Annotated in this window: 9 protein-coding genes and 1 pseudogene; 4 read left to right on the forward strand and 6 right to left on the reverse strand. The window is 71.8% G+C overall.

Features of this window, described 5'->3' with window-relative positions:
• Window positions 1-21: 21 nt before the first annotated feature.
• On the forward strand, window positions 22-1,020 hold the full coding sequence (locus ACE1OC_RS38390) for a SigB/SigF/SigG family RNA polymerase sigma factor (protein WP_407841813.1): 999 nt from the start codon (window positions 22-24) through the stop codon (window positions 1,018-1,020).
• Window positions 1,021-1,023: 3 nt separating this feature from the next.
• Here ACE1OC_RS38390 and ACE1OC_RS38395 read toward each other — a convergent pair whose 3' ends face one another.
• From ACE1OC_RS38395 to ACE1OC_RS38405, 3 genes are all read right to left on the reverse strand, one after another.
• Window positions 1,024-1,323, reverse strand: a complete 300-nt coding sequence (locus ACE1OC_RS38395; protein ID WP_407840922.1) for an STAS domain-containing protein — start codon at window positions 1,321-1,323, stop codon at window positions 1,024-1,026.
• Window positions 1,324-1,388: 65 nt separating this feature from the next.
• On the reverse strand, window positions 1,389-1,568 hold the full coding sequence (locus tag ACE1OC_RS38400) for a CsbD family protein (RefSeq protein ID WP_389694978.1): 180 nt from the start codon (window positions 1,566-1,568) through the stop codon (window positions 1,389-1,391).
• 96 nt (window positions 1,569-1,664) lie between these two features.
• The gene (locus ACE1OC_RS38405; RefSeq protein WP_407840923.1) at window positions 1,665-1,901 is read right to left on the reverse strand and encodes a DUF6213 family protein; all 237 of its coding nucleotides are present in this window, start codon (window positions 1,899-1,901) and stop codon (window positions 1,665-1,667) included.
• 331 nt (window positions 1,902-2,232) lie between these two features.
• On the opposite strand from ACE1OC_RS38405, the gene ACE1OC_RS38410 reads away from it, so the two are divergent.
• Window positions 2,233-3,570 carry an MFS transporter gene (locus ACE1OC_RS38410; RefSeq protein WP_407840924.1) on the forward strand — a complete coding sequence of 446 codons (1,338 nt, stop codon included), beginning with the start codon at window positions 2,233-2,235 and terminating at the stop codon, window positions 3,568-3,570.
• A 50-nt stretch (window positions 3,571-3,620) separates the two neighbouring features.
• Here the strand turns inward: ACE1OC_RS38410 and ACE1OC_RS38415 are convergent, their stop codons facing one another.
• Window positions 3,621-4,022 (reverse strand): GNAT family N-acetyltransferase, encoded by a 402-nt coding sequence (locus ACE1OC_RS38415; RefSeq protein WP_407840925.1) that lies wholly within the window; start codon window positions 4,020-4,022, stop codon window positions 3,621-3,623.
• Between ACE1OC_RS38415 and ACE1OC_RS38420 the strand changes: the two are divergent.
• Both ACE1OC_RS38420 and ACE1OC_RS38425 read left to right on the forward strand, forming a co-directional pair.
• Window positions 4,008-4,157 (forward strand): annotated as a pseudogene (locus ACE1OC_RS38420) (HAD family hydrolase); the annotation flags it as partial. The gene ACE1OC_RS38415 and the pseudogene ACE1OC_RS38420 sit on opposite strands and share 15 nt — an antisense overlap.
• A gap of 172 nt (window positions 4,158-4,329) precedes the next feature.
• Window positions 4,330-4,515: a hypothetical protein gene (locus tag ACE1OC_RS38425; protein WP_407840926.1), complete on the forward strand. Its 186-nt coding sequence runs from the start codon at window positions 4,330-4,332 to the stop codon at window positions 4,513-4,515.
• A gap of 537 nt (window positions 4,516-5,052) precedes the next feature.
• Here the strand turns inward: ACE1OC_RS38425 and ACE1OC_RS38430 are convergent.
• Both ACE1OC_RS38430 and ACE1OC_RS38435 read right to left on the reverse strand, forming a co-directional pair.
• Entirely contained in the window at window positions 5,053-6,336 is a 1,284-nt protein-coding gene (locus tag ACE1OC_RS38430) for a putative Ig domain-containing protein (protein ID WP_407840927.1), read from the reverse strand.
• 137 nt (window positions 6,337-6,473) lie between these two features.
• Window positions 6,474-7,367, reverse strand: a complete 894-nt coding sequence (locus ACE1OC_RS38435) for a LysR substrate-binding domain-containing protein (RefSeq protein ID WP_407840928.1) — start codon at window positions 7,365-7,367, stop codon at window positions 6,474-6,476.
• Between the last annotated feature and the right edge of the window lie 682 nt (window positions 7,368-8,049).

Consider the following 8,049-nt stretch of genomic DNA (forward strand, 5'->3'; position numbering starts at 1 on the left):
TCGGCCTTCCCCCGTGCGGGTATAACCCCTCGGGAAGACCACGACGGTTCCCGCCGCCCCCGGGGTGGCCGGTGCCCACCAACCCGTCGGAGGAAGCTCATGTCACCCGTTTCCAGCGACACCACGGATCCGCTCCGCATCGACCTCCGCATCGGCCTCCGTGCCGAGACGCCCGATGTCCCCGAGGATCCGCTCACCGTCAGCACCGGCGAGGCGCGGACGCTGTCCGCCGCGCTCTTTCGACGACTGAAGGAGCTGGACGAAGGGACGCCGGAGTACTCGTACGTGCGCAATACGCTCGTCGAGCTCAACCTCAGCCTGGTGAAGTACGCGGCACGCCGCTTCCGCAACCGCTCCGAGCCGATGGAGGACATCGTCCAGGTCGGCACGGTGGGCCTGATCAAGGCCATCAACCGATACGACGTCGAGCGGGGGGTCGAGTTCACCACGTTCGCCATTCCCACCATCACCGGTGAGATGAAGCGGTTCTTCCGCGACACCAGCTGGTCCGTCAGGGTCCCGCGGCGCCTCCAGGAGCTTCGCCTCGACATCGCCAAGACCCAGGACGCGCTCGAACAGCAACTGGGACGGCACCCGACCGACCTGGAGCTGGCTCAGCGCCTCGGCATCACCACGGAGGCGCTCGACGAGGGCCGCCGGGCGGCCAACGGCTACGTGGCGGGCTCCCTCGATGCCCCCGTGGGACCGGGGACGGACGGCGACCCCCGCGGGTGGCCGCTGGGGGAGGAAGAGACGGCGTACGACCGCATCGAGTGCCTGGAGACGCTGAAACCGCTGATCGCCACGCTCAGTGACCGCGACCGGCTGATCCTCTCGCTGCGCTTCGGTCAGGAGCTGAACCAGTCCGAGATCGGCGATCGACTGGGCCTGTCCCAGATGCACGTGTCCCGTCTGCTGGGCCGCATCATGGCCAGGCTGCGGACCGGGATGCTGGAGGACGCGGAGGAGGGTGCCGACGAGGACGAGTCCCACCGCGAGGCCGGTGGCGTGGCCGGGTAGGCGTCAGGGGTCGCCGGACCCGGGCGGGGCGGTGTCGATGGGGAAGAGGGCGAGCGAGCCGGTGATCTCCAGCAGCCGCAGCATCTGGGCGCTCGGCGCTGCCAGGCGCAGCGTCCGGCCGGATTCCCTGGTCTGAAGGCGGGCCCGGAGCAGCAGGTTCAGTCCCGCGGAATCGCAGAAGGTGAGACCGCTGAGGTCGACGATGACGTCCGCGCGGCCGCCCGTGCGGGTCATCGCTTCGAGCAGCAGGGCGCGCACCTCGTCGACCCGGCTGATGTCCATCTCGCCCGACAGTCGCACCACGGCCGCCTCCGCTGAAGGGGGAGGCGGCCGGGAGGGATCGTGCGCGCCCTGCTCTTGCGGCATCCTCAGCGCTGTCCCTTGGCCTTCTTCATCTTGTCCGCGGCATCGGAGGTCATTTCCTCGGCCTTGCCGGCCATCCGCTCGGTGCTTCCCTCGGCCTGCATGCGCTTGTCGTCCATCGTGCTGCCGAGGCTTTCCTTGAGCTTGCCCTTGGCCTGCTTCGCCTTTGCCTTCGCCTTGCCCATGACGGGGTTCTTCCTTCCTGAGGGGGTACTGCTGCCACCATGCGTCAGGGGGCGGCGGCCTGCAATATCTGGCGAATCGCCGTGAATGCACCTGTCCTACGTATGGGGAGAGGGCGAGGTGAAGCCGATGCAGGCGACATCGATCTGATCGGCGAGTTCGGTCAGGACGTCCGCCAGGTCCCGGACGGTCTGCTCGTCGCCGCACATCTCTCCGGTGTGCTCCGATTCGAGCCAGTCGGCCGCGAGTCGACGCAGGAGGCCGGTGACGTCATCGGCGGGGATCAGCAGTGCGCCGTCATCCGCGGGGATCAGCGGTATGGACATCTGGATCATGGAACGGCCTCCCGGGCAGCGCGTCCGTGCGCGTCCGCGTCCGCGTGCGTCCGCACTGTCCATAGTGCCGCCGCCCCCCGATCGCGTGCCCGACGAGGCCCCCGGAGTTATCTTGACGTCAAGATTGATCTCGGGCAGGCTTCCGCTGGTATCTCGATATCGAGATACTTTCACGGGGGCTCGGAGGCCAGGGATGCGGCGGCGCGGTACGGGGATGGGGAAGGGTTCGCAGGGGCGGCAGGGGCGGCAGGGGCGGCAGGGGCGGGAGCCGCGACGGCCCGGGCTGGTGGCCCAGTTGCGGCGGCCGCCGGGGGGCCGGGACGCCCGGATCATGCTGCTCGCCCAGCTCCTCGACCGTGCCGGTACGGGCATGTGGGCCGCCTCCTCGGTCCTCTACTTCACCTTCGTCCTGGGCCTGGACGCCGGCCGCATCGGCTTCATGCTGGGCGCCGCGGCCGTGGCGGGCATCGCCGGGTCGCCGCTGGCCGGACACCTGGCCGGACGGTTCCCGGTACGGTCCCTGCTGATCGGCTGTCACCTGCTGCGCCTCGGAACCCTCGGCGCCCTGCTCGTGGTCACCCGCTTCGACGTGCTCCTGCCCCTGGTCGCCGTCACTTACCTCGGCGATCGGGCGGCCAAGGCGCTGGAAATGCTCTTCGCCACACGGGTGGCGGGCGAGCGGCGCGGCACCTATCAGGCGCTGTCGCGCAGTACGGCGAACGCGGGCTACGCGGTGGGCGCGGGAATCGCCGCCGCCGGTCTCGCGCTCGGGACTCCGGACGCCTACCGGGCGCTGATCCTGGCCAACGCGGTGTCGTTCCTCGCGGCCGCCGCATTGGTCTGGCGCACCCGGGAACCGCGGGCCGAGGGCCGGGTGGCCGCGGGCGCGGGGGATGCGGCGGCCGGAGGGGCTGTGGGCACAGGGGAGGCGGCGGCCGGGCATGCGGCCAACGGCGAGGCGGCCAACGGCGAGGCGGTGAACGGCGGGGCCGCGCGGGCGGATGCGGCGCCCGGTCGGACCCGGGCGCCGAGCCCGTGGCGGGACCGCGGCTACCTGCGCTTCGTGCTGCTCGACATCCCGATGAGCCTCGACGACTCGGTCCTGGCCGTCGGCCTGCCGCTGTGGCTGGTCGTCCACACCGACGCACCGCACGCCCTGGTCCCGGCCTTCCTCGTCATCAACACCGTGCTGGTCGTCGTCCTCCAACTCCGCGTCTCGGCACGGTTCGAACAACCCCGGCAGGCCGCGGAGGCGGTCTCCGTGTACGGGCTGACGATGCTCGTGTGCTGCGTCCTCCTGGCCCTCAGCGCCGGGACCGGGGCGGTGATCGCCTCGGTGGCCCTGCTCGCCGCGGCGGTGCTGGTCACGGGGGCGGAGCTGCTGAGGTCGGTGAGTTCCTGGGAACTGGCCGTCTCGCTCGCCCCCGAGCAGGCGCGGGCCTCGTACCTGGGAGTGGCGGGCATGGCCATGTCCGTCCAGAAGTCGGCCGGTCCGCTGCTCCTGACCGGCGCGGTCATGGCGGGCGGGCCCGTGGGCTGGCTGGCCCTCGGCGCGGGGATCGCGGCCCTGTCGGTGGTTCAGCGGCGCTCCGCGGTCCGCCGGTTGGACTCCCTCCTCGCCCCGCCCGCTCCCGCGGTGCCCTCGCCGTCGGCCACGCACACGGGCTGAAGGCGCGTACCCCGGTGCCGGGGGGCACCGGGGTACGCGTACGGCAGGGTTCAGGCCTGGTGGGCCGGACCGTTCATCGTCCAGGCGGAGTTGTGCGCGGTGAACCCGAGGTGCGGGTAGTAGTCCTTGGCCGCGGGGGCCGCCAGCAGGATCAGATCGGCCTGCGGCGCGGCCTCCCGGGTGGCGCGGATGAGGTCGCGGCCGACGCCCTTGCCCTGGTAGGCGGCGTCGACGGCGAGGTCGCTGAGGTAGGTGGCGTACGCGCCGTCGGTGATCGAGCGGGAGATCCCGATGAGGCGGCCGTCCTCGTCACGGGCGACGATCACGAGGTTGGCGCCGGCGAGCATCCGGGTGAAGCGCCCGGTGTCCTCCACGGGACGGCGCTCGGCGAGGGTGGACGCCCGGTACAGGGCGGCCGCCTCCTCCACGTCGAGGGCGCGTGGGCGGGCCACTCGGTCGCCATGGCCAACGCCCACGACAGCCTCAAGGCGGTCGCCGACGAGATCACCGCCGGCAACGACGAGGACGGCGTGGCGGCGGTCCTGGAGCGCCACCTCCTCCCGCTCGCCGGTACGGCCATTCGGTAGGGGCCGCGCAGCCGCGAGCACGCGTACCGGCTGGTCCGGACGGCCGCCGACGGAACCTGGCGTACAAAGGGTCCGTGTTGGCCATGTCCCGGCGACCCGCGGGGCCCCCGTCCCCGTCCCCGTCGGCCTCCTCGATCCACCCCGGCAAGGAGCAGCAGCACCATGTGGAAGTGTGAACAGGTCATCGGCGGCGGAATGCGTGGAAGGCCGCCCGGACGCCGACTCCACGGCAGCCCTCGGCGGCGCCGTCTCGGTCACGGCCGTCACCTCGGACCGTACGTACGGCACCGCAGTCGACGCGAAGAAGCAGCTGAAGAAGACCGAGCAGTACGTGAAGAAGTCCGCTCCCCGCTCCTGAGTCCCACGCGTCGGATCCACGAGCCGCGAGCCACGAGCCATGCGTCATGAGCCACGAGAACGGAACGCCCCCATGAAGATCGTCATCGCGCGGGACTAAGCGGACCTCGGTCGCACCGCTGCCGACATCGTCCTCGGTGACATGCTGCACGACCGGCGGGTCAACATGGCCCTCACCGCGGGCGCGAGCCCCGCGGGAACCCCGGGGCCTTCTCCGACGTGCACTTCTACACCTTCGACGAGGTGCCGCTCGTCGGGAGGGAGCGCGGACTGACCCTCTCCGCGCTGTACGAGCACCTTTACGGGCCCGGTGGGGTGGCGGAGGCCAACATCCACCCTCTCACGGTGGCCAACTACGCGTCCGTGGCCCGGGAACGGCGGGCTGGACCTGATGCTCATCGGGCTCGGCGCGGACGGCCACTTCTGCGGCAACATGCCGTACGCCACCCGCTTCGACCGGGAGGCGGCGTCGAGGCTGGGCTGACTCGGTGGCGAGGGGCGGATCCCGGGTGGTCCGGGGTCCGCCCTCGCGGCTCTTTCAGAACCAGGTGAGCGTGAGGGGGAAGGTGGTGGTGGCGGTGGCCGGGGTGGTGTCGGTGGCGGTGGCGGTGATCTGGATGGTTCCGGTGGCCCAGGGTTTGCCGGTGATGCGGCCGGTGTTGGCGTCGAGGGTCAGGCCCCAGGGGAGTCCGGTGGCGGTGTAGCGGGCGGGGGGCTTTCCGCCGGTGGTGGTGAGCTGGATGGTGCAGTTCTGGTTGAACTTGCAGCTCTGCGGGCCGGGGTTGACCAGCTTCAGCTGGGCCGAGGTCGGGGTGGGGGTCGGGGTGGGCGTGGGAGTCGGGGTCGGAGTCGGCGTGGGTGTCGGCGTCGGTGTGCCGCCGCAGCCCGGTGTGGCCTCAGGGGGCAGCGGGACGCGCCAGATCTGGGTGTCGTTCTCCGAGCCGACGAGCAGGCTGGTGCAGTCGAGGTACGTCACCGTCTCGCCCTGCGACTGCGCGGGCAGGGCCACGTCCGCGAGCTTGGTGCCCGCGGTGTCGTACACCGAGGCCGTGTTGGCCCCCATCGGCCCGCCGCTGCGCAGGGTGTACGAGGCCCCCGACGGGGAGAACGCGCCGTCGGTGGCGAAGACCGGGCCCGGCCGGACGGCGGTCAGGGTGCTCAGCTGCCCGGGTACCGGTGACGGCGGCGCCTGGTACAACTGGCCTGTCGCTCCGATGAGTTTGCTCGCGATGTGGATCCGGCCGGTGACGGGGTCGGTGAGCAGGGATTCGGCGTCGTGCTTCCCGTCGGGGTAGGCGAAGCGGTACGTCACGGGCGTCACCGAGGCGTTGGCGAGCTGGTCGGGCTCGGTGAAGGAGTGCACGGTGATCTCGGCGCGAGTGCCGAAGTTGTCTCCGATGTCGCCGACCAGGATCGCGGGGCGGCCCGAGGAGTCCTTGCCGATGGCCAGCCCCTCCCAGTCGGTGTTGCCTACCCCCGAGACCGTGTACGTGGCCTTGAGCAGGCCGGTGGCACCGTTGCAGTCGATGGCGAAGACCTGGTTGGTGTTCCCGCTGTCGTTGACGGCGTAGAAGACGCCGGGATGTTTGCGGCTCATGGCGAGCCCGCTGAGCTCGGCCAGCCCTCCGGGGAGGGTGCACTTGCGCTCGGGAGCGGCGGCGGCGTCCGCGCCGGACAGGGGTGCGGACAGGGGCGTCAGGACGGCCGCGTCGGCGTGACCGGCGGTGGGTCCGGTCAGCCAGGCCGCGGCCGGCAGGGCCGTGGCGAGGACCGCGGTGGCGAGGGCGGCGGCGCGCGGGGGCGTGATGAGTAGTCGTAACATGCCCACCATGTGAGGGGGAGTCAGGTTTCGGCGCCAGGGTCAATCGGCGTCCGTTTGAGCATCGTTCAATGCCGGGCCGGCATGTCAGGCCGCTCGGAGGGGCCTCTGGGTGGCCCGCCCGGACGTGGCCCGCGCGGTCATCGTGAGGGCTCGCGTACGGGGGCCTTGTGCCGGGAGTGCGCGATGAAGGCGCGGGCCGCGCGGCTCAGCGGCCGCCGGGCGTGCGCGATGCCCACCGGGCGCAGCAGGGGCGGGGTGAAGGAGCGTACCTCGGCCCGGCTGCCGAAGGCCCTGGCGACCACGTCGCGGTACCAGATGAGGGAGCCCCGGCCGTCGGTCACCCCTGTCACCCAGCCGAGGCGTTCGTCCACCTCCAGACAGGGCACCGGCCGCACGCCCAGGCAGCTGAACATGGCCTCCATCTCGGTGCGCCGGCCGGTCCCGGGCGTGGGCAGCACCATCGGGAGCCCGTCGAGTGCGCGGAACGGCAACGGGTCGGGCAGCGCGGATCCCACGGGGGAGATGAGCACCACCTCGCGCTCCTGGATGAAGTGGGTGGAGAGCTCCTGGTCGAGGGGGAGATCGACGAGTGCCAACTCGGCCCGGCCTTGGGTGAGTTCCTGGACCACCGCCTCGCGGCTGTCGTACTGGTGGAGTCTGACGTCGAGGCCGGGGTGCCGCTCCGTGAAGGTGCGTATCAGTCCCGATGCCAGGTCGAGGGCCAGCGTGGGGGTGGTGACCACGGACAGGGCGGCCCTGGCGCCCAGTGCGTGGGGGGTGCCGATGTCGTCGATGGCCTCCACCGCGTCGAGCACGGTGCGAGCCAGTCGGACGACCCGGGCCCCTTCCGGTGTGAGGTCCACCCCCCTTCCCCGGCGGGCGAGGAGATCGACCCCGAGGTCGCGTTCCATCGCCTGGACGGCACGGGACAGGGCGGACTGGGCGACGAAGACGGAGGCGGCCGCGCCGGTGATGGAACGGCAGTCGGCGACGGCGACGAGGTAGCGGAGCTGGGCGAGGGTGGGGGTCATGACCGGACGGTAACCGGGCAAGGGTGTACCTGTAAGACCGCGTCGGGTGAACAACCGTCAGACTTCCGCAAAGGTGTTCATGCCGGACCGGTGGCAATCCATACCCATGCGGCATGAGCCCCTGCGGATGCGGAACGCGGGCGGGTGGTCCGGAGACGGACCTCTCGGGCGTAACGCACCAGGTCACGGCCTCGGCGGGAGTGCGCCGACGCAATGTCCGGGAGGCCGTCGGAGCGGGTGGGGGCCGTCCGGGGGGCGAAGTGAACGGCTCCGGAAGACCGTTGACAGTGCAGGGCCGTCACCGCACGATGCATCCCGGCAACAGGGAATTTGACCACTGCTCAACCCTGTCCCCGCCGGATCGCCCGGCCGTTTCGCGGATCGCCCACCTCGGATCCCCCAGCGGGAGGGCGTGTCTCGTCCGCCGTCTCTCCCGCACGCCTGTCGTCGCCTCCCCCGTCTTCCGTCCCGCACTGCGCCATGTCACACAGCACTGGAAGAGGAGCGTCCGTGTCCCCCCAGCCCGAGCCGTCCCCCCAGCCCTCGCGTGCCCTTCCGCCCCGGCCGTCCCCGCCGGCGCCCCCTGCGGCGCGGACTTCGCCGACCCCGCGGCCGCCGCGCTCCGCACGGCCCGGCCCCCGGTCCGCGAAGGCCGAGCGGTCGGGGGAGGAGGCAGCGCCAC

The organism is Streptomyces stoeckheimensis, from assembly GCF_045822005.1.
GTDB lineage: Bacteria > Actinomycetota > Actinomycetes > Streptomycetales > Streptomycetaceae > Streptomyces > Streptomyces stoeckheimensis.

Excerpts from the sequence above, each read along its gene's own strand:
- ACE1OC_RS38400 (WP_389694978.1), bottom strand. The coding sequence starts at position 1,568 with ATGGGCAAGGCGAAGGCAAAGGCGAAGCAGGCCAAGGGCAAGCTCAAG.
- ACE1OC_RS38405 (WP_407840923.1), bottom strand. The coding sequence starts at position 1,901 with ATGATCCAGATGTCCATACCGCTGATCCCCGCGGATGACGGCGCACTG.
- ACE1OC_RS38410 (WP_407840924.1), top strand. The coding sequence starts at position 2,233 with ATGCTGCTCGCCCAGCTCCTCGACCGTGCCGGTACGGGCATGTGGGCC.
- ACE1OC_RS38430 (WP_407840927.1), bottom strand. The coding sequence starts at position 6,336 with ATGTTACGACTACTCATCACGCCCCCGCGCGCCGCCGCCCTCGCCACC.
- ACE1OC_RS38435 (WP_407840928.1), bottom strand. The coding sequence starts at position 7,367 with ATGACCCCCACCCTCGCCCAGCTCCGCTACCTCGTCGCCGTCGCCGAC.